Origin of the sequence: Arthrobacter mobilis (assembly GCF_012395835.1) — a bacterium.
In the GTDB taxonomy this organism is placed as follows: domain Bacteria; phylum Actinomycetota; class Actinomycetes; order Actinomycetales; family Micrococcaceae; genus Crystallibacter; species Crystallibacter mobilis.
The window spans coordinates 113,539-136,147 of sequence record NZ_JAAZSQ010000006.1; the positions used below are offsets into that span (position 1 = coordinate 113,539).

A 22,609-nucleotide genomic window follows, 5' to 3' on the forward strand; every position below is an offset into this window, starting at 1 on the left:
TAAGCTGGAGGCATGACTTCAGTTGACCCCGGCAGCATCGTGCCCAGTCCCGCCCAGGCAACCACCGCCGCGTCCGGCGCCGTCCGTGCCGACGGGCGTACTCCGGGGCAGCTGCGGCCGATCAGCATCACCCGCGGCTGGTCCAACCAGGCCGAAGGCTCGGCGCTGATCGAGTTCGGCAATACCCGCGTGCTGTGCACTGCCTCGGTCACCGAAGGCGTCCCGCGCTGGCTCAAGGGCGAAGGCCGCGGCTGGGTGACCGCCGAATACGCGATGCTGCCGCGGGCCACGAACACCCGCTCGGACCGCGAATCCGTCAAGGGCCGCATCGGCGGGCGCACCCACGAGATCTCCAGGCTCATCGGGCGGTCCCTGCGCTCGGTGATCGACACCCGCGCCCTGGGCGAAAACACCATCGTGCTCGACTGCGATGTGCTGCAGGCCGACGGCGGCACCCGGACTGCCGCTATCACCGGTGCCTTCGTGGCACTGGCCGATGCCGTGCGCTGGGCCAAGGACAACCGGTTGATCGCGCGCGGGGCGAAACCGCTGACCGGCACCGTGGCGGCGGTGAGCGTGGGCATTATCGACGGAGTGCCGATGCTGGACCTGCCCTACGTCGAGGATGTCCGGGCCGAGACCGACATGAATGTGGTGGTCACCGGATCCGGCAAGTTCGTGGAGGTCCAGGGCACCGCCGAAGGCGCGCCGTTCGACCGCGATGAGCTCAACGCCCTCCTGGACCTGGCCCTGGCCGGGACCGCGCAGCTGGCCCAGATCCAGCGCGAGACCCTGGCGGACACTGCCGCGGAGGTCATCGGTGGCTGAGGCACGGCTGGTCCTGGCCACCCGCAACCAAGGCAAGCTTCGGGAACTGCGCGAACTGCTGCGCGGCCAGGTGCCCGGCCTCGACGTCGACACACAGGTGATCGACGCCGCTGCGGCCGGGGTGCCGGACGTGAAGGAAACCGGCGTGACGTTCGCCGAGAACTCGCTGCTGAAGGCGCGCGCGGTGGCCGAGGCCACCGGCCTGGTCGCTGTGGCGGACGATTCGGGGCTGGCTGTGGACGTGCTCGGCGGTGCTCCCGGGATCTTCTCCGCGCGTTGGTGCGGGAAACATGGCGATGACGCCGCCAACCTCCGCCTGCTGCTGGACCAGCTGGCGGACATCGGCCGCGAGCACCGCAGGGCGGCCTTCGTCTGCGCCGCCAGCGTAGTGTCGGCCGGCATAGGTGAGGTGGTCGAGGCCCGCCTGGCCGGCACACTGCTGACCGAACCGCGCGGTACCGGCGGCTTTGGCTACGACCCGATCCTGCAGCCGGCGGGTCTGGACCGCAGCTGCGCGGAGCTGTCGCCCGAGGAAAAGAACGCCATCAGCCATCGGGGACAGGCCTTCCGCGCCCTGCTGCCGCATGTCGTCAAGGCCCTCGCGAACGCGCCGCGTTGAGCCGCGGGCTTGGCCGGACGGCTCCCGGAGGCGCGCGGCCGGTTGGGTGATGTCACGGGGCATGGGGCAGAATTGGTGGCAATATGATGACGCACCTGACCGCCCTGATGTCCGCAGACCATGCCGCAGGAGCGGCCCAGACTTCCGACGCCGCCACGCACCTGACCGGGGTCGCCGGCTGGGCGGTGGACATTATGGAAGCCATCGGCGCCCCGGGCGCCGGCCTGGCCATTGCGCTCGAAAACCTCTTTCCGCCGCTGCCGAGCGAGCTCATCCTGCCGCTGGCCGGCTTTACCGCCAGCCGCGGAAACTTCAGCCTGGCCGAGGCGCTGATCTGGACCACGCTGGGTTCGGTCGCCGGCGCCCTCCTGCTGTACGGGATCGGCGCCCTGCTCGGCCGCCAGCGGATGCGCACCATCGCCTGGAAGCTCCCGCTGGTGGATGTGGCGGACGTGGACCGGGCCGAAGCCTGGTTCAACCGCCACGGTGCCAAGGCCGTCTTCTTCGGGCGGATGATCCCGGTCTTCCGCTCGCTGATCTCCATCCCCGCCGGCATCGAGCGGATGGCCGTGTGGAAGTTCCTGCTCCTGACCACCGCAGGCAGCCTTATCTGGAACACCGTCTTCGTGCTTGCCGGATTCTACCTGGGGGAGAACTGGCACCTCGTCGAGGGCTATGCGGACGTGTTCCAGAAGATCGTGATCGCAGCGGTGGCCGTGACAGTGACCATCTGGGTGGTCAGGCGCCTGGCCAAGGGCCGCGACAAGGCCCCGTCCTGACCCGTCCGGAAGGTTTATAGCCCCAGTTCGCGCAGCAGGTCCGTGCCCGGCGTGTGGTGGATGGCGTTGATGCCCAGGGTCCGGGCCGCATGCACGTTCGCGTGCTGGTCGTCGATGAACACCACCTCGGCCGGATCGGTGGCCAGCGTGTCCAGCACGTGCCGGAAGACTCCCGGTTCGGGTTTGGTCAGGCCGATGCCGGAGCTGAAGAACATCTCCGCGAAGTACTTTGTCCACGGCGCCGTGGAGAACTCCTCCGCCATGGCTGCCGGCATGTTGGACAGCACCGCCAGGCGGGCCCCCCGGGAGTGGAGCATTTCCAGCACGTCCAGGGTATCCAGGTTCAGGTGCGACCACTGGATCGCGTCCAGCGAGTCCAGCTCGCTGGCCAGGCCGATCCCAACCTCCCGGCCGAGCACCAGCGACCAGTACTGCACCGGATCGAGCTTGCCCTCGTCGTAGTCCAGCCGGTGCATCCAGTAGGTGCTGCCGGAATGCCGCAGCGGGATCCCCGCCGCTTCTTCGAGGGCCTCCCAGTCCTCCGCCTCAGGCGCGGTGGAAATGACCATCCCATAGTCGAACAGGTACCATCCGGGCTGCTGCGGAGCTTCCATTGGTCCAGAGTACGGCCGCGGTGCCGGTCGCAATAGTGGCAGCAGGTAAATTTGCGGTGAAGATTGCCGGGGTGCCGGACGCAGCCTGTGCCTTGCCATCGGCAGGGGGCCGCAGACGGTAATCTTGATGGGTGGGAATTGAGTTCACGGCCATTGACTTCGAGACAGCAAACGGGTTCCGGGGCTCCGCCTGCTCCGTGGGCCTGAGCAAGGTCCGTGACGGAAAGATCGTGGCCGAGGCGTCCTGGCTGATGCGCCCGCCGGCCGGCTACGACCGCTTCGATCCCCGCAATGTGCGGATCCACGGCATTACCGAGGAGATGGTCGCGGGCCGCCCGCGCTTCGGGGACCTGTTCGCGGACATGGCGGACTTCATCGGTCCGGACCTCCTGGTGGCCCACAATGCCGCCTTCGACCTTGGCGTAATCCGTTCCGCCCTGGAAGTTTCCGAGCTGGCCGGCCCGGCCTATGACTATGCCTGCACGGTGATCCTGTCCCGGCGCAGCTACTCGCTGGTCTCCTATTCGCTGCCCTTTGTCGCCGAGGCCGCCGGTGTGCCGCTGCTGCACCACCACGACGCCGTCGAAGACGCCCGTGCCTGCGCCGGCATCATGATCGACATCGCCGGCAGGCATGGTGCCGGCAGCATCGCTGACCTGTTCACCGTCCTGGACCTGCCAGCTTCCCGGATGGAGGCCTACGAACCGGGCCGGGACGTGCTGTCCAAGGCGACCTTGGCAGAACGGGACCGGCAGCAGGCAGGCATCGGAACCGGGGGAAGCTGGGCGGGCGGCTGGACCGGCTGGCCGGACGAAGGCAGCAACCCGCCGGCCAACCTGGCCGCGGACCGGACCCACCCGCTGTACGGGCAGACAGTGGTGTTCACCGGGAATCTGGGCATGCCGCGGCAGCAGGCGAAGAACCGTGCCGCAGAACTGGGCGCCCAGCCGGCCAGCAGCGTCACCCGCAGGACCACCGTACTGGTGGTCGGGGACGGATTTTCCGCAGCGGATCTGAAGAGCGGCCGGCTGACGGCAAAGGCTCGGAAGGTACTCGAACTGCACAGCCGCGGCCAGCAGATCGAGGTGCTTTCCGAGGGCGAATTCCTGCAGATGGTTGGCGGCAGCTGGCCCGAGACCGGGGCCTGAGCCCCGGCTGCCGGACCGGTTACGCCGGTTGTTCGGGGGCCTGGGTCAGGGCCAGGAACCGGTTCGCCATTTCCCGGACAAGTTCCGGTGCCTCGGCGGTCCGCAGCCAGGCCTCGGGCAGGGCGGACTCGCCGTAGAGAGCGCCCAGCAGCTGCCCGGCCATGCTGCCGATGGCAGCGCTGCCGGCCCTGCGGCCGACGGCGGCGGCCAGGGCGCGCCGGCAGTGCTCCTCCGGCGTCGCCGCCCCGGCGGTGGCCAGCACGGCGCGGATGGCAGCGGCGAGCGCCTCCTCGGCGTGTCCGCTGCCCGGCGTGTCCGCAGGCTCCGGCTGGGTTCCTGCGGCCAGCTCCAAGGCGCGGCGCAGGGCCGGGGCGACGCCGGTGGCGGCGCTTTCCCGCCCGGCCCTGGCCGCAGCGGCCCGGACTGCGTCCGGCAGGGCCGCGTCCTCCTGGACAATCATCCGGATGATGCCGCTGAAGGCGGCAGCACTGTGCTGGGCGGAAGGATGTCCGTGGGTGATGGCAGCGCCGTCGACCGTGAGCTTGTACACAGTTTCCGCCGAAACGAAGGGGAGCAGGCCGAACGGGGCCGAGCGGACGAGCGCGCCGCCGTCGCGGGCCTCGCGGTTCAGGGGACGGGTCGGCGTGCCCATTTCCCCGGTCGTCAGAGCGGACAGGCACGTCTCGCCGGGGGAGCGCCGGTGGTGGAGCACGGCCTGGCCGTCGATCCAACGCGGCTGAGGTTCGGGGGCGGAGTCCGGGAAGCGGCCGTCCTGGGTGGCGTACCACCGCAGGTAGGCCAGCCAGAGGCAGGCTGCTTCGTCCGCCGCCACCCCGGCGTTGGCCCATTCCAGGGCTTCGGTCAGCCCGTCCAGGGTGTACAGCGTTAGCTGGGTCACGCCGCTGAAGTGCCGCGGCCCGTCCAGCTGGCCGAAGTCCTGCAGTCCGGCACCAATCCGGGCCTCGATCTCCTGCCAGCTGCTGTATTCGACGGCATAGCCGAGCTGGTCCCCGAGTGCGCCGCCGGACAGGCAGCCGCGGACGCGGGAGGCAAAGCCGGGGGAGCCGGACTGGACGGGGGCACCGGATGCTGCTTCTGTCACGTTGACCAAGTCTAGCGGCCGAGGGACCCGCCGCGAGCGGAGCGAGCGGTGGGAGCGTTGGGAGGACGGGATCCGCCACTGCCTACAGGAACCATCCAGCTTTCTCCCAGAATCCGGTGCGAGGGTGGAGACGTTTGTGAGCAAAGGGCCGGCACCTGCCGGCTGCAGCGGAAGGAATGACCGGATCATGTCAGCAGAACAGCCCGAGGGCCGGGTCGAGCGGGAGCCCGCCGCAGCCGTGGAGCGGACGCCGGGAGCGCCGGGGGGCCACTCGTTGTCCGCCCGGATCGGTGCCGAGGCGGCCGGGTCCTTCCTGATCGTCGGCGGCGCCCTGGGCATCGGGATGTTCAATCCGCAGGGCGGCTTTGCGGTGCCCTTCGGGTTCGGCTTCGCCGTGGTCGCTGCCATGCTGGCCTTCGGCTACGTTTCCGGGGGCCACTTCAATCCGGCCATCACCCTGGGCACCGCGCTGGCAGGCCGCACCGCCTGGAAGCAGGTCCTGCCTTACATCGTGGCGCAGGTGGCCGGCGCGTCGCTGGCCACGTTGACCCTGTGGGTGATTCTCCGCAGCCACCCGGCCGGCGCTGAGTCGCAGAACCTTTTCACGGCCATTTCCAACAGTTTCGATGCCACTGGCAGCAGCGGTTTCTCCCTGGCGGGCGTCTTCCTGGCCGAGGCGGTGTGCACCGGACTGCTGGTCGCCGTGTACCTGGGTGCGACGGCGCGCCGGGCCTGGCCCGGCAGCGCGCCGTTCGCCGTCGGCCTGGTGCTGGCCGTGCTGGCCGCTTTCCTGCTGCCGGTCTCCAACGCCGGCCTTAACCCGGCCCGGTCCACCGCCACCGTCTACTTCGGCGATGGCACCGCTGCCGGACAGCTGTGGGTGTTCTGGGTGGCCCCGCTGCTGGGCGCGGTGATTGCCGGGCTGATCTACCGCAGCGCCGAGAGCGTGCCGCAGCGCGCCGGCACCAAGGCCGGCAAGGACAAGCCAGACAAGGCCAGGACCGGCAAGGGCAGGCAGGCTGCCGACGCCGGGGCCGCCCAGGGCCAGGGTACCGTGGCCGGCGGCAAGACCGGACAGCCGCAGGATGACGGCGCCGCCGAGGCGCGGGACTTCTTCGATGGCCGGCCGGGCCAGGCCCGGAACGAGGGCGGCCCGGCCGCCCGCTAGGCAAGGCAGGCCCGGCCCGACGGCGCCGAGGCGTGGCACGCCGGTAATGACAGTGCCCGTACCGGAATTGTCCTTCCCGGCCGGTAGCGTTGAAGCATGCGGATACTGCACACATCGGACTGGCATTTGGGGCGATCCTTCCACGGGGTGGGAATGCTCCCGGCACAGCGGCATTTCCTCGACCAGCTCGTGCAGAGCGTGCAGGAGAAGTCGGTGGACGTGGTCCTGATTGCCGGCGATGTGTACGACCGCGCGCTGCCGGGCGTGGATGTGGTCAACCTGCTCTCGGACACCCTGGCCCGGATCCGCGCGGCCGGAGCCCGGATCATTATGACCAGCGGCAATCATGACTCGGCCTCGCGGCTGGGCTTTGGCGGAGCGGTCCTGGCCCACGGCGGGGTGCACGTGCGCACCCGCACGGCGGACCTGGCCATGCCGGTGGAGCTGGAGCTGGACGGGGCACTGCTGGCCGTCTACGGGATCCCGTACCTGGAGCCGAGGCTGTGCGCCGAGGAACTGGGCGCCGAGGCCCCCGCCCACACCGCCGTCATGCAGGCGGCCCTGGAACGGATCCGCGCGGACCTGGCCGCCCGCCGGAACGCCGGCCGGGCCGCGACGGTGCATTCGCTGGTGCTGGCGCACACCTTTGCCAGCGGCGGCCTGACCTCGGACAGCGAGCGGGACCTGAGCATCGGCGGCGTCGGTGCCATCCCGTTGGACCTCTTCGACGGCCTGGACTACGTGGCGCTGGGCCACTTGCACGGCCGCCAGCAACTAAGCCAGTCGGTGCGCTATTCCGGCTCCCCGCTGCCGTATTCCTTCTCCGAGGCCGGCCACCGCAAAGGCGGCTACCTGGTTGAGTTCGACACCGGCGGCCTGGCCGGCGTCGAGGAAATCAACTGGGAGACCGGGCGCCGGCTGGCCATCCTGAAGGCGACCATGGCGGAACTGCTGGACTCACCGGAGTACGGCTGGGCCGAGGAAGCCTACTGCCAGATCACCCTCACGGATAACGAGCGTCCGCTGCGGGCCATGGAGCGGTTGCGCGAACGGTTCCCTGACACCCTGGTGCTCGCCTTCGAGCCCGCCTCCGGACCGCAGCGGAACACACACACCTACAGCGAACGAATTGCCAAGGCCCAGGATGACCTGGACATCTGCTGCGGCTTCCTCGAGCATGTGCGTTCCCGGGCCGCCGACGACGCCGAGCGCCGGCTGCTGGCCGGGGCCCTGGAACAGGCAGCAGCGGCGGAGGTGTCCGCATGAGGATCCACCGGCTCGAAATCCAGGCCTTCGGTCCGTTTGCCGGGCGGCAGCGGATCGACTTCGACGAGCTCGGCGCCCAAGGGCTCTTCCTGCTCAACGGCCAGACCGGCGCCGGCAAGACCAGCGTCCTGGACGCCGTCTGCTTTGCCCTGTACGGCTCGGTGCCCGGGGCACGGCAGAACGGCAAGCGGCTGCGCAGCGACCATGCCGAGGCCACCACCGCTCCGGAGGTGGTCTGTGAATTCAGCGCCCGCGGCCGGCGCTTCGAGGTCACCCGCAGCCCGCAGTGGGACCGCCCGTCCGCACGCTCGGGCAAGGGCACCACGGTGCAGCAGGCCAAGACGCTGCTGCGCGAGCGCATCGGCGGCAGCTGGGTGGAAAAGTCAGCCCGCAGCGACGAGGCAGCCGTCGAACTGGGGGAGCTCCTCGGGATGAGCCTGGACCAGTTCACCAAGGTCGTGCTGCTGCCGCAGGGGGAGTTCGCCGCCTTCCTGCGCGCGGACGCCAAGGAACGCCGTCCCCTGCTGCAGCGGCTGTTCAACACACAGCGCTTCGAGGCCGTCGAGCAGGCCCTGGCCTTGGACGCCGGGACGGCCCGGACCGGCTATGACCAGGCCCGGGCAGCAGTGGAGCAGCTGCTGCGCGCAGCCCGCGAGGAGGCAGCCCGCCATCTGAACCCCGGAGAGGTCCCGGAGGAGGCCGCGACCGGCGCGGCGGAACTGGAGCAGCTGCAGCGCGCCCTTGCCGCGCTCGCCGGCAGGGCTGCCGCCGAAGCCGCCGGGGCGGCCGCGGAACTGGAACAGCTGCGCAGGCTGGTCACGGAGCAGGAACAGCGCCTGGGCGACCACGCCGAGCTGGCCATGCTGGAAGAACTCGAGGACAAGCACCGGAGCAATGAACCCGCCTGCCGGCAGCTGGCCGAAGACCTCGAGGCCCACCGCCGCGCGGAATTGCTCGCGGCGCCGATCCGGCACCGGGACCAGGCCGCGGCCCAGGCTGGCCTGGCCCGGGAGCAGGCCGGACGGCTGGCCGAGGCCGCAGCCTCCCATCCGCTGTACGCGGACTACGCGGCAGAGCTGCCGGCGCCGCCGCCCGGTGGAGACCCGGAGGAAACCCTGGAAGGGCTCCTCGCGGAAGCAGCGGACCGGGCAGGGGCACGCCTGGGCCAGGTCCAGGCACTCCTGCCGGAGGAAGAGCGGCTTCGTGCCCTCGCGGACTCCGAGGCGCAACTGGAAGCCGGGCTCCTCGGGCTCAGCGTGGAAATGCGCCGCACCGCAGAGCAGACCGAGGCCTTGCGGGCGGAGGCGGCCAGGCTGCAGGCCGACCTGCAGTCCCTGCAGACCTCTGCCGCAGACGTCCCGGATCTCGAGCGGGGCCTGGAGGCGGCCGAAGCCCTGGCCGCGACCGTTACCGAGCATGAAGCGTGCAGGGCGCAGCTGGCCGAAGCCGCCGGCGCGCGGGATGAGGCCAAGGCCCTGCAGCTGGACCTGAAGGAACGCTGGCTGGACCTGCTCCAGCAGCGCCTGGACAATGCCGCGGCGGAGCTGGCCTCAAGGCTGGAGGACGGCGTGCCCTGCCCGGTGTGCGGTTCCGCCGAGCACCCGGCACCGGCCGGCAGCCCGACCGGCCGGCTGGTCGGTGAGGACGAAGAAGCCGCGGCCCGGCAGAAGCATGGCGAGGCCGAGGCCCGGCTTGCCCGGGCGCAGCAGGAATGTTCCCGGCTTGAAGCCCGGCTGGCCGCCCTGGCCGCCCGCGGCGGGGAGACTCCGGCGGACGAGGCGGAGGCCGCCGTCGAGCAGGCGCGCACCGGACTGGAAGCGGCGCGGCAGGCGGCACAGGCCCGGGAACGGCTCGAATCCCAGGCCGCAGCGGCCGCCGCGGCGCTGGAAGAACTCGCCCGGCAGGCGGCCCGGCTGGATGTCGACCATGCCGCAGCAGGCACGGAACTGAGGGCGGTGCAGGCGCAGCGCGAGGAGCTTGGCCGCAAGCTGGCCGAACTGACCCCGGCAGGCCGTACGCTGGCCGAGCATGCCGGCGACCTGTCCGCGCTCATCGCGGCCCTGTCCGCAGCGGCAAAGGCACTGGACGCCAGCCGCCATGCGGAGGCCTCGCTGGAACGCAGCCAGGCCGAGCTGGCCGCCGCCATCGCCGATTCGGCGTTCGACGGCGAGGAGCAGGTCCACGCGGCCCTGCTGTCCGCAGCGGACCTGAAGGCAATGCAGGCGGAGATCGAGGACCACACGTTGCTGGGGCAGCGTCTGCAGTTGCTGCAGGACTCCGAAAAAGTTGTCCGGGCCCGCCGGGACCGTCAGGCAGGACCCGCCCTGCCGGCCGCGGACGACGTCGAAGTGCTGCGCGGCCGGGCAGCGGAACTGGAGCAGGAGGTCCGGGACCGGCAGGTACGCAGCGGTGTTCTGCAGGCTTCGGACCGCCAGCTGCAGTCCTACGGGCCGCGCCTGGCCGAAGCCGCCGCGGAGCTTGAGGCAGCCCGGGAACGCTACGAGCGGATCCAGTCCGTGGCGGACACGGTTCGGGGCCTGGGCGAAAACGACCGGAAAATGACGCTGACCACCTACGTCCTGGCCGCACGATTGGAGCAGATCGCCGCCGCGGCTTCGGAACGGCTGGCCGCGATGACGGACGGACGCTACACGCTGGTGCACGACGACTCGAAATCGGGCAACAAGAAATCGGGGCTTGGACTGCACGTCAATGACGCCTGGACCGGGCAGCGCAGGGACACCGCCACGCTCTCGGGCGGCGAGTCCTTCATGGCCTCGCTGGCGCTGGCCCTGGGACTGGCCGACGTGGTGCAGGCCGAGGCAGGCGGCGTGGACATTGAGACGTTGTTCGTGGACGAAGGGTTCGGCAGCCTGGACGAGCAGGCGCTGGAACAGGTCATGGACGCACTGGAAGGTCTGCGCGACGGCGGCCGCATGGTGGGCCTGGTGAGCCATGTGCCGGAGATGAAGCTGCGCATCCCGGCACAACTGCAGGTGGCCAAGGGCCGGCAGGGCTCCACCGTTCAGCTGGTGTTCGCGGAGACCGGCGCAGTCTGAGCCGGCCCCGGCCGACCCGCCTGCCGCCGGCCGGGGCTGGCCCGCGCGTCGGTCGCTGGTAGACTTGGTCCGTTGTCCGGGTCGGGCGCATCGGGAGGCGGGACGATGCGCGATTGATGCTGACGGATTGCCATGACCACTTCCCGTTCCTCCGCCACCTCCACCGACGATGCTCCCGCCGCCCCGGCTTCCGGCCGGTTGGGCCGCTACCGGCATCTGCCCGCACTGGCGGGCAAAAACTTCCTGCCCTCCGGCTTCCTGGCCCGCCTGCCGCTGGCCATGATCACCGTCGGGGCCCTGACTCTGGTTACTGCCGCCTCCGGATCCTATGCCCTGGGCGGCATGGCGGCCGGCGCCGTCGGCATCGGCTCCGCCGCAGGTGCCCCGGCCCAGGGGTACCTGGCTGACCGCAAGGGCCAGCGCGCCGTCCTGCTGGCCGCCGCCGCCGCCCACGCCGTCGCCATCGCCGGGCTGCTGGTGGCCGCCGGCACCGCGCCTGGGCCGGCCGGAGCCGCCGTAAACCTGGCCGCCGCGCTCATGGTGGGCCTGACCTGCCCGCAGGTAGGCCCGCTGGCCCGGGTGCGCTGGATGGCCATGACCGAACGCCGCCGCGAACTGCGGGACACCGCGCTGTCCTATGAAAGCACCGCCGACGAACTGACCTTCGTGCTGGGCCCGGCGCTGGTGGGCCTGCTGGCTGCGCTCGTGGCGCCCTGGCTTCCGTTCGTCCTGGCCGCCGTACTGACCATCACCATGGTCCCGGCGTTCGCCGTGCACCCCACGCACCGGACGGTCCATCCGGCGGCCCGTGCCGGACAGACGGCGGAAGGGCTGCCCGCCCGCTCCCGGCCGGGATGGCTGCTGCCGGCGGCCGTGCCGGCGCTGGGCATGGCTGCCATGGGCGCTTTCTTCGGCGCTGTCCAGGCCGCGCTCAGTGCCTTCGGCGGCAGCTTCGGTGCCGCGGAATCGGCGGGCCTGCTGTACGCAGTCCTGGGCCTGAGCTCGGCGGCCACTGCGCTGTCCGTGGCCTTCTGGCCGGAGCGCTTCGCCCACACATCCCGGTGGGTCCTCTGCTCCGGCGCAATGCTGGCCGGCGCCGCCCTGCTCCTCCTGCCGCAGTCGCCGGCGCCCATGGTGGCCGCGCTGCTGGCCGCCGGCCTGCCGGTAGGGCCGGTCATGGTGACGGTCTACAGCATCGGCGGCCTGGTTGCTCCGGCGGAACGCCTGGGCACCGTGATGACGATGCTGGCCAGCGGCGTCGTCCTGGGCGCGGCACTCGGCGCCGCCGTGGCCGGCGGCGTTGCGCAGGCCCACGGGCACACGGGCGCCTTCCTGGTGGCTGCAGCTGCCGCGGCGGCGATGCTGCTGGTCAGCCTGCTGGGCGTCCGGGCGGTTTGCACGCGCCGTTCCTGAGACCTGGGCGCCGCGCCGCCGGCACAGCACAATCAGCGCAACTCGGCCTCGATGGTGGCCGCTGCCTGCATGAGCGTCCTGCCGATTTCGTCGTTGCCGAGGTCGGTATGGATGTAGACGACCGCGATGGCCGCCGGCAGCTGTCCCGGCACCCGGATGGGCGCGCCCACGGACGAGACGCCGGGAATAACCTCGTCATGGCTGACCGCATAGCCGAGTTCGGCGGCCGCACGCGACTCGGGCCGGTACGCCTGGCCGGGAGCCAGCTGCTCCCACTGTTCTTCGCTCAGGGCCGACTGGATGGCAATGCCCGGCGCCCCAGCACTGAGGGAATGCCGTGTGCCCGGACGCTGGGCGAGGGTCGCGCCGGCATGGCGCGGCTCCACCGTCACCAGGGTGACGCAGTCGTGCTGGTCCCACACGGCGATGAACGCCGTCATCTTCAGGGTGTTGGCCAGCAACGTCAGTTCCGGCAGGGCGGCCGACTGCAGGTCGCGTGAGACGCCGCGGGCCAGCGCGGCCAGTCCGGGGCCTGCCTGGAGGCGTCCGGCGGTGTCCCGCATGACCAGGGAGTGGTCCTCCAGGGTACGCAGGATGCGGTAGGCGATGGAGCGGTGTACGCCCAGTGCTGCCGACAGTTCCGCAATGGTCATCGGGGCCGGCGCGTCGGCCAGGATCTCAAGGGCCCGGATTCCCCGCGAGAGCGTCTGGGAGTGGGCGGCGCCGGACTTGGCGGGGGCTTCGCTGGAGGGCATTCGATCATCCTATGGGCACTGGATTGGGAAAAATTACGCGCCGGGAGTTGTGCCTGCGCTCACATTCCTATATTGTTCTATATCAGGACGCGATGTTCAACTATAGAACAATTGAGAAACATCGATTCAGGAACAGTTGGACGCCCGGCGGGATGGACCGGTTCCGCACTCCGTCCCCCGGTATCCCACTCAAGAGTTAAGGACCAACGATGATTGCTACTCCCAAGCAGGATGCTGCGGCCCGTCCCAGCATTCCGCCGAAGGTGTTGCGGCCCCGTGAGCACCACTTCCGCGGCAGCCTTGGCCGGTTCGCCACCGGTGTGGCGATCGTGACCTTCGACGGCGTGACCAAGCGCCACGGCATCACGGTCAACTCCTTCACCTCGGTCTCCATGGAGCCGCCGCTGGTGCTGGTGAGCATTGCCCGGAGCACCAAGGCGCATGACGAGCTTGAGGGCCGCCCGTTCACGGTGAACATCCTCGGCGCGGAGCAGCGGGCGCTGGCCCTGCATTTCGCCGGCAAGCCCTCGGATGAACCGGCCTGGATCGAGGGCGAGGTTGCTCCCCGGCTGAACAACGTCCTGGCCTTCTTCGAGTGCAAGCCGTGGGCAGCCTACGACGGGGGCGACCACACCCTGTACCTGGGCGAGGTTGTCGATTTCAACTACCGCAGCGGCGATGCCCTCGGCTTCGCCAACAGCAACTTCACCACCATCCCGGAAAGCCAGCTCGGCATCGAGGAACTGCTCTAAAGGCAGCTCCGCGCAGGGCAACAACCGATTCACAGTAGAAACCTGGAGTAAAGCAATGGGTATCCGTACCGGACAGCAGTACCTGGACAAGCTCAACTCGATGACCCCGCACGTGGTCATCAACGGCGAGGTTGTCTCCGAGAAGATCGCCGAGCACCCGGCGTTCCGCAACAACGCCCGCACCTACGCCAAGCTGTTCGACATGCAGCATGACCCGAAGTACCAGGAGGCCCTGACCTACACCTCGCCGACCACCGGCGACCTGGTCAACGCCTCGTTCCTGGTGCCGCGTACCATCGAGGACCTGGAGAAGCGGCGCAAGGCCATCTCCACCTGGGCTGAGTACTCCAACGGCTTCCTGGGCCGCTCGGGCGACTACATGAACTCCTCGCTGACCGCCCTATCGACGGCGAAGAAGTTCTTCGCCAAGGCCGATCCGGTCTTCGGCGAGCGCATCGAGAGGTACTACGAGTACGCCCGCGAAAACGACCTGCTGGCCACCCACACCCTGATCCCGCCGCAGGTCAACCGCTCCGTCTCCGGCACCGAGCAGCTCGGCGGCCAGCTGGCCGCCCGCGTGACCGAGGAGCGCGAGGACGGCATCATCATCAACGGTGCCCGCATGCTGGCCACGATCGCCCCGATCGCCGACGAACTGCTGGTCTTCCCCTCCACGGTGCTGCGCGGTACGCCGGAAGACGCTCCGTACTCCTACGCCTTCGCCCTGCCGAACGACACCCCGGGCATGCGCTACCTGTGCCGCTCCTCGCTGTACAACAACGGCAGCTTCCACGACGAGCCGCTGGCCTCCCGCTTCGAGGAAATGGACGCAGTGGTCATCTTCGAGGATGTCTTCGTGCCGAACGAGCGCATCTTCATGCTGGGCCGCCCGGACCTGTGCAACGCCTGGTACGCCGAGACCGGCGCCGGCGCCCTGATGACCCACCAGGTCGTCACCCGCACCATTGCCAAGAGCACCTTCTACCTGGGCCTGGCCTCCGAGCTGGCCGCGTCCATCGGCATCGACGGCTTCCAGCACATCCAGGAGGACATCGCCGAGCTGATCGTCGACGTCGAAATCGGCAAGGCGCTTATCCGCGCTTCCGAGGCCGACGCCGAGCTGAGCGAGGACGGCGTCATGCTCCCGCACTGGACCACGCTGAATGCGGCCCGCAACTGGTACCCGAAGATGGCCCAGCGCTTCCCGCAGATCATCCGCAAGTTCTCGGCCTCGGGCCTGATGGCCCTGCCCGGCGAGGCGGACGTGAACAGCGAGGCGCGCGAGGACATCGAGAAGTACCTGCAGGGCAAGACCGTGACCGGACCGGAGCGCGTGCGCCTGTTCAAGCTGGCACTGGATGCCTCGATCTCCGGCTTCTCCGGCCGCGAGTCGCTGTACGAGTACTTCTTCTTCGGCGACCCGGTCCGCATGGCCGGCGCCCTGGTGAACAGCTACGACCGCGAGCCGGCCCGTGCCCGCGTCCGCGAGCTGCTCACCCGCGAGGGCTTCTAAGCAGCCGGCCTGCTGGCAGCCCCTCCGGTGCTGCCACGGCCGCACCGGCAATACGGAACACACCCCCGGCCCTGCCGGGGGTGTGTTCTTCGTTACAGTGCATGTACTATGGCACTTGTCGCGTAACCGACCGTTCTGTCGGTAAATGTTTCGTTGTTCAGCCGATCCACCGGAGGAACCAATGTCAACAACAGAAGAACCGGCAGCCGCGCTCCCGCAGGCCACCCGGCAGGAGGAGCGCAAGGTCCTTGCCGGGACGCTGGTTGGCACCACCATCGAGTGGTATGACTTCTTCATTTACGCCCAAGCCGCAGGCCTGGTGCTGGCGGGCCTCTACTTCGCCCCGCTGGCCCAGGAGAACGCCGCACTGGCGCAGATTATCTCGTGGGCGACGCTGGGAATCAGCTTCCTGTTCCGGCCCCTGGGTGCCGTTGTTGCCGGACATCTCGGCGACCGGCTGGGCCGCAAGAAGATGCTGGTCTTCACCCTCGTGACGATGGGTGTGGCGACCACTCTGATCGGCCTCCTGCCCACCCATGCCCAGATCGGTGTGTGGGCTCCGATCCTGCTGGTGTTCTTCCGGATCCTGCAGGGCTTCTCGGCCGGCGGTGAATGGGGCGGGGCCGCCCTCATGTCCGTCGAGCACGCCCCCCGTGACCGCCGCGGTTACTTTGGGGCGTATCCGCAGATCGGTGTTCCGTGCGGCATGATCCTGGCGACCGGCGTCATGTTCCTGGTCACGACGTCCATGAGCGAGGAGGCGTTCCTGGCCTGGGGCTGGCGTATTCCGTTCCTGTCCTCGGTGCTGCTCATCGTTGTCGGCTATCTGATCCGCCGCGCCGTGGACGAAAGCCCGGTCTTCAAGGAAATGCTGCTGAGGAAGAAGGAATCGGCAGCACCGCTGGGCCAGCTGTTCAGGCACAACTCCAGGGAGGTCAGCCTCACCGCCCTGATCTTCATCGCCAATAATGCGGCCGGCTACCTGCTGATCGCCTTCTTTTCCTCCTATGCCACCAGGCCTGTCGGGGAGGGCGGACTGGGCATGGACCGGGGCCCGGTATTGCTGGCCACGATCGTGGCAGCGTTCGGCTGGCTGCTCTTCACGCTGTTCGGCGGGATCATCTCGGACAGGCTGGGCCGGATCCGCACCTTCCAGATCGGTTATGTCCTGCTGTTGGTGTGGGCCGTGCCCATGTTCCTGCTGATCGAAACGGCCGACATCCTCTGGTTTGGGGTCGCGGCTTTCGTGCTGACCATCGGCCTGGGTCTGTCCTACGGTCCGCAGTCGGCGCTCTATGCGGAGATGTTCCCCGTCAACGTCCGCTATTCCGGCGTCTCCATCGGTTACGCCATCGGTGCCATCCTCGGCGGCGCCTTCGCCCCGTTGATCGCCGAGGTGCTGCTGCGAGAGACCGGCACTACCACCGCCATCGGCCTCTACATCGCGGTGCTCTGCCTGGTTTCGCTGGTGGCCGTGTCCCTCGTGAAGGAAACCAAGGGGACCAACCTGCGGGTGGAGGAAGCGCACCAGGAGTACCTGCGCACCCATCCCGAGGCCAAAGAGCAACTGTAAAACGCACCGTCCGGGGGCGCCGCGTCCATGCGTCGCCCCCGCTGTCCTCGCTATCAGGCGTGGGCAAAGGGCAGGTCCCGTCCTTGCGCAGGCTTCCTGGCATGGCCCGGGTGCCTCCGGACGCCTGCCTGCCGGTCAGCGGTCCGCGCGCCGGTACGCGCTGGGCGGCTCGCCGAAGGCGCTGCGGAAAACCCGGCTGAAGTGGGCGGCGTCCACGAATCCCCAGCGTGCGGCGATGGCGCCCACGGAGCGGTCGGCCAGGATGGGATCGCGCAGGTCCCGGCGGCAGTGCTCCAGCCGGCGGGTGCGGATCCAGCTGGCCACCGTGGTGCCGGACGCCGCGAAGATGTTGTGCAGGTGCCTGGTCGAGACGTAGTGGGCCGCGGCGATGTCCGCGGGGGAGAGCTCCGGGTTCCCGAGGTGGGCTTCGATGTAGTGCCGGATCTTGGTCATCAGTTCACTGTGGCTGCCGCTTGCCGGCTCGCGCCGGGCGTCCAGCTCGCTTTCGAACATGGTGGCGATCAGGTCCACCACGTTGTGCGCGAGCCGGCGGCCACTGGCTCCGGAGAGGACGTCGAGGTTCTCCGCGAGCTGTACCATGAACGGGCTGACCATCCGGCCCAGGCCCGCGTCGCCGGGCAGGCGGACGGCGGTCAGCTGGGCCACCGCTTCGGCCGGCAGGTCCAGGGCGTCATGCGGGAACATCAGCACCAGGGTCCGGAAGTCCTCGCCGTAGCCCAGCGTGTAAGGGCGGTGGGTGTCGTAGACCGCCAGGTCCCCGGGGCGCAGCGTGGCCTCGCGGTTGTCCTGCACCAGCAACCCGTGGCCGGCCAGCTGGAGGTTGAGCTTGAAATACAGCCGGTCCGAGGCCGAAATGAGCGACGGCGTGCGCACCACCCGGTGGCCGCTGGCACTGACTTCCACGATGGAGAGTTCGTCCAGGATGCGCGAACGCATGCGGCCGCGGAACCCCTCGGCCGAGTCCGTGTGGACCTCAAGCGGGACGAAGGATTCGCTGACCAGGTTCCGCCACTCGGCAAGGCTGCCGGCCTGGGCGGTCTGGACCTCGGAGGGTGCCCCGGACTGGCGGGGCCCCTCGGGGAGGAGCGCCGCAGCGGGGGCCGGCTGCAGAAGTGAAGTGTTGTGCGTCACAATGCATCCCAATGTAGCGGGGAATTGCGCCGCTGTCACCTTTTTTCGACGCCCGGTGAATAAAAAGCAGTTCCGCCGGCAGCGCGGCTCCCGTCCCCGCGCTAACTGCCGGCCGACAGCAGGTGCAGGTAGCTGTCCAGCTGGGCAGTGAGCTGGCGCGGGGAATGGGTCGACGGCGTCAGTGCGGCGGTGATCTGTGCGCCCAGGACGAAGGTCATCAGCAGGCCGGCAATATCCTCGTCCGGGGCGTCGGTGTGGATCTCGCCTGCTGCCCGCGCCTGCATGAGGTAGAGGCCCAGGGCGGTCTGCCACATGCCCATGTACTCTTCGTGCAGCCGTGCCTTCTCGGGGTCGGTCAGGGCCTTCTGCCAGAACGGAATGACGATCCGGGCCTCGCTGATTTTGGTGTCATCCAGCGGCAGGATCTCGTGGCAGTAGGCGCGCAGGGCGGCCAGTCCCTCCAGTCCTGCCGTCGCCGCGGCCATCCGCTGGTTGGTCTGATTGAAGACGTGCCCGAAGGCGAAGGTCAGCAGGTCGTCCTTGGTGGGGAAGTAGGGCTTCAGGGCGCCGTTGGCGAAGCCGGCCTCGGCGGCGATTTCCCGCATGGTGGCCCCTTCCATGCCGTGCCGGGCGATGATCCGCCAGGTCGCGTTGACCAGCTCCACCCGGCGCTGGTCGTGGTCGACAATCTTCGGCATGCTGTCCCTTTCCGGACCTTTCGTAGAAAAACCTTGTGATCCATCTTACGGAGCTGTATTCTCTACAGTCATAGAAAATAATCGCCGGAACCACCGGCGGATGCCAACTGTTGGAAAGGGCAGCCATGACAACTCCATCCACGGAGCTCACAACCGCCTACGCGCTGGCCACGGCGGAGGAGATTACCCGCGTGCGGGAGATCCTGGCCGAGGCCGGCCTGGCCGGCGACAACATCCGTTTCGCCTACCTGGGCCTGCTGGATCCGCCGCGCCGTTCCGCGGAGGCGGAGGACGCCCCGGTGCAGCGGCGCTTCCGGACCTTCCTGCACGACATCACCGGCGGGGCGCCGAAGGACGTCACCGTGTCGGTCACGGAGGGCACGGTCGAGTCGGTGCGGGAACTGGTCACCGGTGAAACCGGCGAACTTCCGGTGCTCGAGGAGGAATTCGCCGTCGTCGAGGAAATCCTGTCCCAGGACGAGCGCTGGCTGAAGGCGCTCGCGGACCGGAACCTGGAACTGGCGAAGGTCCGCGTCGCCCCGCTCTCGGCCGGGGTGTTCGAGTATCCGGAGGAAAAGGGCCGGCGCATCCTGCGCGGGCTGGCGTTCTACCAGAACTTCCCGGAGGACAGCCCCTGGGCCCATCCCATTGACGGCCTGGTCGCCTACGTCGACGTGGTGAACAAGACCGTGGACCAGGTACTGGACTTCGGCCCGGTGCCGCTGCCGGCAGAGCACGGCAACTACACCGATCCGGAACTGACCGGCCCGCTGCGGGAGACCCAGAAGCCGATCAATATCACCCAGCCCGAGGGCCCAAGCTTCAGCGTCAGCGGCGGCAACCACGTTGAGTGGGAGAAGTGGAGCTTCGACGTCGGATTCGACGTGCGCGAAGGCGTGGTGCTGCACAACATCGCCTTCCAGGACGGGGACCGGAAGCGCCCGATCGTCAAGCGCGCCTCGATCGCCGAAATGGTGGTGCCCTACGGTGATCCCTCGCCGGTGCGCTCCTGGCAGAACTACTTCGACACCGGCGAGTACCTCGTGGGCCAGTACGCCAACTCGCTGGAACTGGGCTGCGACTGCCTGGGCGAAATCACCTACCTGTCCCCGGTGATCGCCGACGGCTTCGGCAACCCGCGCGAGATCCGCAACGGCATCTGCATGCACGAGGAAGACTGGTCCATCCTGGCCAAGCACTCGGACCTGTGGACCGGCATCAACTACACCCGCCGCAACCGCCGCATGGTGATCTCCTTCTTCACCACCATCGGCAACTACGACTACGGCTTCTACTGGTACCTCTACCTGGACGGCACCATCGAGTTCGAGGCCAAGGCCACCGGCATCGTGTTCACCAGCGCCTACCCGGGCAAGGACTACCCCTACGCCTCCCAGATGGCCCCCGGCCTGGGCGCGCCCTACCACCAGCACCTCTTCAGCGCCCGCCTCGACATGGCCCTGGACGGGCTGACGAACCGGGTGGAGGAAGAGGAAGCCGTGCGGGTGCCCGTGAGCGAGGAGAACCCCCGCGGCAACGCCTTCACCCGCAAGCGCACCCTGCTGGCCCGCGAGTCCGAGGCCGTGCGCGAGGCGAACATGGCCGCCGGGCGCACCTGGCACATCTCCAACCCCGAATCCTTGAACCGGCTGGGCGAGCCCGTGGGTTACAAGCTCCTGCCCCAGGGCCAGCCGATGCTGCTGGCGGATGCCAGCTCGTCCGTGGCCCGCCGGGCGGCCTTTGCCACCAAGGACCTGTGGGTGACCCGCTACGCGGAAGAGGAGCGCTACCCGACCGGCGACTTCGTCAACCAGCACGCCGGCGGCGCCGGCCTGCCGGCCTACGTGGCCCAGGACCGGGAGCTCGACGGCGAGGACATCGTCATCTGGCACACCTTCGGCCTGACGCACTACCCGCGCCCGGAGGACTGGCCGATCATGCCGGTGGACACCGTGGGCTTCAAGCTGCGTCCGGATGGCTTCTTCGACCGCAGCCCCGTGCTCGATGTTCCGCCGAGCAAGCCCGCCGGCGGGCACTGCCACCGCTGATCCGGCCACATCCCGGGGAGGGCGCAGGATGATGCCGAACCTGACGACGGCCCACCAGCGGCTGTGTGCCGTGGTGGCACTTGGCTCCGTGGCCGCCCACGTCTGGATGGCCTTCGGCCACGCCCATGCGTGGTGGCAGAGCGCCGCGATGCTGCTGATGGCCGCTTACTGCCTGCCCTGCGCCCTGGCGCTGTGGCGGCGCGCCGCGGCGCACCCGGCGGCCATGCTGCTGTGGTCGGCAGCGGGCATGGCCGGCCTGCACCTGGTGCTGCTGGCCGCAGCCGCGCAGCCTGGAGGCGCGCACGGCCACCACGCCGCCGGACCGGTGCCTGCGGCGGCAGCCGGCGCCGGGCCCATACTGGCCATTATCGCGCTGGAGCTGGCGGTCGCGGTGCTGGCCGCGTCCTGGCTGCGCCGGCTCCGGCTGGCACCGGCCCGGGCGGCCTGAACCATCACACACAGCGGGGGCTCCCTGTCGGGGAGCCCCCGCTGTTGCTGTCTCCGGATACGGCAGGCCGGCGTCGGGCTAGAGTGGAAGACAGACGGTTCCGAGGCAGGCGGTACATATGGACTCCGGCATCATCACCGTGTTCCTGGCCGGCGACGTCATGACCGGCAGGGGAGTCGATCAGGTCCTGCCCCATCCGGGGGACCCGCAGCTGCGCGAACCGTGGGGGGACGATGCCCGGGCCTACGTCGCCCTGGCCGAAGCGGCCAACGGGCCGGTCCCCAGGCCGGTGGATCCCGCGTGGCCGTGGGGCGACGCGCTGCAGATCCTCGACGACGCCGCTCCGGACCTGCGCGTGGTGAACCTGGAAACCAGCGTGACCGCCGGCGGCACCTTTGCTCCCGGCAAAGGCATCCACTACCGGATGCACCCGGCCAACATCGGCTGCCTGACCGCTGCCGGACTCGACGCCTGCGCCCTGGCCAACAACCATGTCCTGGACTTCGGCATCAGCGGCCTCGAGGACACCCTGGACACCCTGCATGGCGCCGGGCTGCGCACCGCCGGAGCCGGCCGGGACGCGGAGCAGGCCTGGCGGCCGGCCGTGCTGGACACCCCGCGGGGCCGGCTGCAGCTGTGGGCGGTGGGAATGTCCTCCAGCGGCATTCCGCCGGCCAGCGCGGCCGGCCCGGACCGGCCCGGTCTGGCGTTCCTGCCCGAGGCGTCCGACGCCGCCGCCGACCTGGTCGCCGCCCGGGTGCAGGCGGCCCGGGCCGCGGATGACCTGGCAGTGGTCTCCGTGCACTGGGGATCGAACTGGGGGTATGCGGTTCCGGCCTCCCACATCCGGTTCGCCCACCGGCTCGTCGACGCCGGCGTCGACGTCGTGCACGGACACTCCTCGCACCATCCGCGCCCCGTGGAGGTTTACCGGGGCCGGCCGGTGCTCTACGGCTGCGGGGACCTGGTCAACGACTACGAAGGCATCAGCGGCTACGAGCAGTACCGCGACGACCTGCGCCTGCTGTACCTGCTCACCATCGATGCCCGGACGCACGAGCTGCGTGGCCTGCGGATGGTGCCGCTGCAGGCCAGGCGGCTGCGGCTCGAGCGGGCGGGCGCTGCCGACGCCGGATGGCTGCACCGGATACTGGAGGATGCCGCCGGCGGCTTCGGCACCAGGCTCGAAGCGGCGGCCGACGGCAGCCTGTCCGTCCGGCTGTCCTGAGGCAGCTCGCACATTCCAAGGAACACACGACGGCGGGGTGCGGCATCATGCCGCACCCCGCCGTCGTTATTTGCCCGGTCCCTAGACCTGGGCGCCGATCTTGAAGCCCTTGGACGCCTGGCCGCGGTAGGCACCGGAGTCATCGCCCGCGCGGGTGTAGGAGAAGCCGTCGGCGCCGATGGTCACTTCCATTTCGGAAGCGTCGGTGCGCTCGATGACCTGCTGCGGGTTGCCGTCCAGGTCCAGGACCAGGGATGCCTCGGTGTACCAGCTCGGGACCACCGGGTTGCCCCACCAGTCGCGGCGCTGGTTGTCGTGCACGTCCCAGGTGATGGTGGGGTTGTCCGGGTCGCCGGTGTAGTAGTCCTGGGTGTAGATCTCCACGCGGTGGCCGTCCGGATCCAGGATGTACAGGTAGAAGGCGTTGGAGACGCCGTGCCGGCCCG

The 22,609-nt window shown here is 69.5% G+C and carries 20 protein-coding genes; 14 read left to right on the top strand and 6 right to left on the bottom strand.

Annotation, left to right across the window (positions count from 1 at the left end; translation table 11 throughout):
• Positions 1–12 precede the first annotated feature (12 nt).
• The 3 genes from rph to HGG74_RS08575 all read left to right on the top strand — a co-directional run bounded on the left by rph (position 13) and on the right by HGG74_RS08575 (position 2,226).
• Positions 13–828 (top strand): ribonuclease PH, encoded by an 816-nt coding sequence (gene rph, locus HGG74_RS08565; protein ID WP_205761612.1) that lies wholly within the window; start codon positions 13–15, stop codon positions 826–828.
• Complete coding sequence (gene rdgB / locus HGG74_RS08570) at positions 821–1,447, top strand: RdgB/HAM1 family non-canonical purine NTP pyrophosphatase (protein ID WP_312856790.1); 627 nt, start codon at positions 821–823, stop codon at positions 1,445–1,447. Before rph ends, rdgB begins: the two co-directional genes overlap by 8 nt.
• Positions 1,448–1,533: 86 nt before the next feature.
• On the top strand, positions 1,534–2,226 hold the full coding sequence (locus tag HGG74_RS08575) for a DedA family protein (protein ID WP_205761636.1): 693 nt from the start codon (positions 1,534–1,536) through the stop codon (positions 2,224–2,226).
• Positions 2,227–2,240: 14 nt separating this feature from the next.
• Here HGG74_RS08575 and HGG74_RS08580 read toward each other — a convergent pair whose 3' ends face one another.
• Entirely contained in the window at positions 2,241–2,840 is a 600-nt protein-coding gene (locus tag HGG74_RS08580) for an HAD family hydrolase (protein ID WP_168485934.1), read from the bottom strand.
• Between the two features lie 131 nt (positions 2,841–2,971).
• On the opposite strand from HGG74_RS08580, the gene HGG74_RS08585 reads away from it, so the two are divergent.
• Positions 2,972–3,988 (top strand): 3'-5' exonuclease, encoded by a 1,017-nt coding sequence (locus tag HGG74_RS08585; protein ID WP_168485935.1) that lies wholly within the window; start codon positions 2,972–2,974, stop codon positions 3,986–3,988.
• A gap of 19 nt (positions 3,989–4,007) precedes the next feature.
• Here HGG74_RS08585 and HGG74_RS08590 read toward each other — a convergent pair whose 3' ends face one another.
• Positions 4,008–5,090: an ADP-ribosylglycohydrolase family protein gene (locus HGG74_RS08590; RefSeq protein WP_312856791.1), complete on the bottom strand. Its 1,083-nt coding sequence runs from the start codon at positions 5,088–5,090 to the stop codon at positions 4,008–4,010.
• A gap of 187 nt (positions 5,091–5,277) precedes the next feature.
• On the opposite strand from HGG74_RS08590, the gene HGG74_RS08595 reads away from it, so the two are divergent.
• From HGG74_RS08595 to HGG74_RS08610, 4 genes are all read left to right on the top strand, one after another.
• Positions 5,278–6,258 carry an MIP/aquaporin family protein gene (locus HGG74_RS08595; protein ID WP_168485937.1) on the top strand — a complete coding sequence of 327 codons (981 nt, stop codon included), beginning with the start codon at positions 5,278–5,280 and terminating at the stop codon, positions 6,256–6,258.
• 96 nt (positions 6,259–6,354) lie between these two features.
• Positions 6,355–7,524, top strand: coding sequence for an exonuclease SbcCD subunit D (locus tag HGG74_RS08600; RefSeq protein WP_168485938.1), 1,170 nt, complete (start codon positions 6,355–6,357; stop codon positions 7,522–7,524).
• Positions 7,521–10,583 (top strand): AAA family ATPase, encoded by a 3,063-nt coding sequence (locus tag HGG74_RS21925; protein ID WP_168485939.1) that lies wholly within the window; start codon positions 7,521–7,523, stop codon positions 10,581–10,583. The genes HGG74_RS08600 and HGG74_RS21925 overlap by 4 nt, the downstream gene beginning before the upstream one ends.
• 132 nt (positions 10,584–10,715) lie before the next feature.
• Complete coding sequence (locus HGG74_RS08610; RefSeq protein ID WP_168485940.1) at positions 10,716–11,996, top strand: MFS transporter; 1,281 nt, start codon at positions 10,716–10,718, stop codon at positions 11,994–11,996.
• 32 nt (positions 11,997–12,028) lie between these two features.
• Here HGG74_RS08610 and HGG74_RS08615 read toward each other — a convergent pair whose 3' ends face one another.
• A complete protein-coding gene (locus tag HGG74_RS08615; RefSeq protein WP_168485941.1) occupies positions 12,029–12,751 on the bottom strand; it encodes an IclR family transcriptional regulator in 723 nt (240 codons plus the stop codon).
• Between the two features lie 209 nt (positions 12,752–12,960).
• Here HGG74_RS08615 and HGG74_RS08620 point away from each other — a divergent pair, with 209 nt between their 5' ends.
• From HGG74_RS08620 to HGG74_RS08630, 3 genes are all read left to right on the top strand, one after another.
• Positions 12,961–13,503, top strand: a complete 543-nt coding sequence (locus HGG74_RS08620) for a flavin reductase family protein (RefSeq protein WP_168485942.1) — start codon at positions 12,961–12,963, stop codon at positions 13,501–13,503.
• A gap of 55 nt (positions 13,504–13,558) precedes the next feature.
• A complete protein-coding gene (gene hpaB / locus HGG74_RS08625; RefSeq protein WP_168485943.1) occupies positions 13,559–15,016 on the top strand; it encodes a 4-hydroxyphenylacetate 3-monooxygenase, oxygenase component in 1,458 nt (485 codons plus the stop codon).
• Between the two features lie 181 nt (positions 15,017–15,197).
• A complete protein-coding gene (locus tag HGG74_RS08630) occupies positions 15,198–16,589 on the top strand; it encodes an MFS transporter (protein WP_168485944.1) in 1,392 nt (463 codons plus the stop codon).
• 135 nt (positions 16,590–16,724) lie between these two features.
• Here the strand turns inward: HGG74_RS08630 and HGG74_RS08635 are convergent, their stop codons facing one another.
• Positions 16,725–17,720 (bottom strand): AraC-like ligand-binding domain-containing protein, encoded by a 996-nt coding sequence (locus HGG74_RS08635; protein ID WP_168486012.1) that lies wholly within the window; start codon positions 17,718–17,720, stop codon positions 16,725–16,727.
• Between the two features lie 122 nt (positions 17,721–17,842).
• Positions 17,843–18,439: a TetR/AcrR family transcriptional regulator gene (locus HGG74_RS08640; RefSeq protein ID WP_168485945.1), complete on the bottom strand. Its 597-nt coding sequence runs from the start codon at positions 18,437–18,439 to the stop codon at positions 17,843–17,845.
• Between the two features lie 125 nt (positions 18,440–18,564).
• On the opposite strand from HGG74_RS08640, the gene HGG74_RS08645 reads away from it, so the two are divergent.
• From HGG74_RS08645 to HGG74_RS08655, 3 genes are all read left to right on the top strand, one after another.
• Complete coding sequence (locus HGG74_RS08645; protein ID WP_168485946.1) at positions 18,565–20,487, top strand: primary-amine oxidase; 1,923 nt, start codon at positions 18,565–18,567, stop codon at positions 20,485–20,487.
• Between the two features lie 28 nt (positions 20,488–20,515).
• Positions 20,516–20,935 carry a hypothetical protein gene (locus tag HGG74_RS08650; RefSeq protein WP_168485947.1) on the top strand — a complete coding sequence of 140 codons (420 nt, stop codon included), beginning with the start codon at positions 20,516–20,518 and terminating at the stop codon, positions 20,933–20,935.
• Between the two features lie 118 nt (positions 20,936–21,053).
• Complete coding sequence (locus HGG74_RS08655; RefSeq protein WP_168485948.1) at positions 21,054–22,163, top strand: CapA family protein; 1,110 nt, start codon at positions 21,054–21,056, stop codon at positions 22,161–22,163.
• Between the two features lie 81 nt (positions 22,164–22,244).
• On the opposite strand, the gene HGG74_RS21535 is transcribed toward HGG74_RS08655, so the two are convergent.
• Positions 22,245–22,609 (bottom strand): VOC family protein (locus HGG74_RS21535; protein WP_512698803.1); only part of this gene is annotated, 365 nt, incomplete at its 5' end.